At 18.4% G+C, this 1,465-nt stretch carries 3 protein-coding genes; all 3 read right to left on the bottom strand.

The genetic code is table 11. From position 1 onward, the window contains the following. Positions 1 to 417, bottom strand: a 417-nt coding sequence (locus IE180_RS37915) for a hypothetical protein (RefSeq protein ID WP_190161115.1), incomplete at its 3' end; no start/stop codon positions are given. 273 nt (positions 418 to 690) lie between these two features. Beyond that, the gene (locus IE180_RS37910; RefSeq protein WP_506005107.1) at positions 691 to 810 is read right to left on the bottom strand and encodes a hypothetical protein; all 120 of its coding nucleotides are present in this window, start codon (positions 808 to 810) and stop codon (positions 691 to 693) included. Positions 811 to 919: 109 nt separating this feature from the next. Continuing rightward, positions 920 to 1,327 carry an LAGLIDADG family homing endonuclease gene (locus IE180_RS37905; RefSeq protein ID WP_506005106.1) on the bottom strand — a complete coding sequence of 136 codons (408 nt, stop codon included), beginning with the start codon at positions 1,325 to 1,327 and terminating at the stop codon, positions 920 to 922. Positions 1,328 to 1,465: the final 138 nt, after the last annotated feature.

Genomic DNA, 1,465 nt, shown 5'->3' with positions numbered 1-1,465 from the left:
AAATCTACAAGAATGTTCTGTTAATAATCCATTTTTATTATATTTTATTTTTTCTTTATTACAATTAAATATACTATTTTCTAAATTTAATTTAGAACTATATTCTATATATCCATCTGATATAATTAAACCTGATAATATATATACTAATCTATTAGGTATATTTACCATATATCTAACTATTTTAGTATAATTATTATTATTTAAAGATGAACTTAAATTAGAACCATATATAACTAAATCTTTAGTTTTAGTATCAGGTTTTATATAAAATTTATTACCTCTTGGAATTATTTTATATATATTTTTATTAATTAAATCAGGTAAAATCATTATTGATGATTTTAATATTTCTTTATTTTCCTTATTAAAATTATTATATAAATCATCCTCTTTTAAAGGTAATTTATTCCCCAAGGGGATAAATCACTCCCCTCCGGTGATCGGAGGGGGTAATTTATTAATTATATAAATATATATATTCCTTCAAAAAGGATATATATATCTCTCCATTATTAAAAATGGGTAAATATATATATTATATTTTTTGATCATTATAATGTTCTTACTGAAGGAACATAACAATCATGAGAAGATTTTTATACCTGTAGGTACAGCAATTACCATAGTTGCAGAAGTAAAGTATGCTCTAGAATCAATATCTAATCCTACTACATACATGTGATGACTTCATACTAAGAAACCTAAGAAACCAATAGATCCCATAGCATATAACATACCAACTTCTCCAAATATAGGTTTTTTACTATAAGTTGAAACTATATGTGAAATAATTCCAAATCCAGGGATAATTATAATATATCAATTATCTTTATTTATATATATATAATATTTATATATATAAATTAGAGTATTTTACTCTACAAAAACTTTATTATATTTTTGTTAGGACTATATCTTATATTTTATTATTTTCTATAATATATTTCATTTTCTCTTTATATTTATTTATTTTTTCTATACCTTCTAAAGTTAAATGTTCTTTATTTTCTATTAATATATATGCTTTTCTTATATATATATAATTTAAATATTTATATCCTATTAAAGGATATCTATCTAAATAATTTATTACATTTTTAAATGTTTTAAAAGATGTTGTTTCAATATAATATGATATTATATTATTTTCATGATTACGTTTACCTATATAACATCCTTTAATATTAAACATATTATTAGATAAATATATTTTGATATAATTTAATATACTTATATCTTTTTTATCAATTTTTAATTTTAATCTTATTTCAGTTTTATTCTGACGTTTAATTATTTTAATTAATAATGAACCATCAGCATCTATAAAACCTGATAATCAATGATTATCAAAATCATTTAGATTACCAATATTAAATTTATTATATTTAGAATAAAATTTATTTTTTACTAAATTATTTTTAATTAATAAATTATTAATAACTTGATTATATTTATTATAAGT

It is taken from the genome of Streptomyces litmocidini (assembly GCF_014649755.1).
Lineage (GTDB): Bacteria > Actinomycetota > Actinomycetes > Streptomycetales > Streptomycetaceae > Streptomyces > Streptomyces litmocidini.
This window is presented reverse-complemented; position numbering and strand designations above follow the sequence as displayed.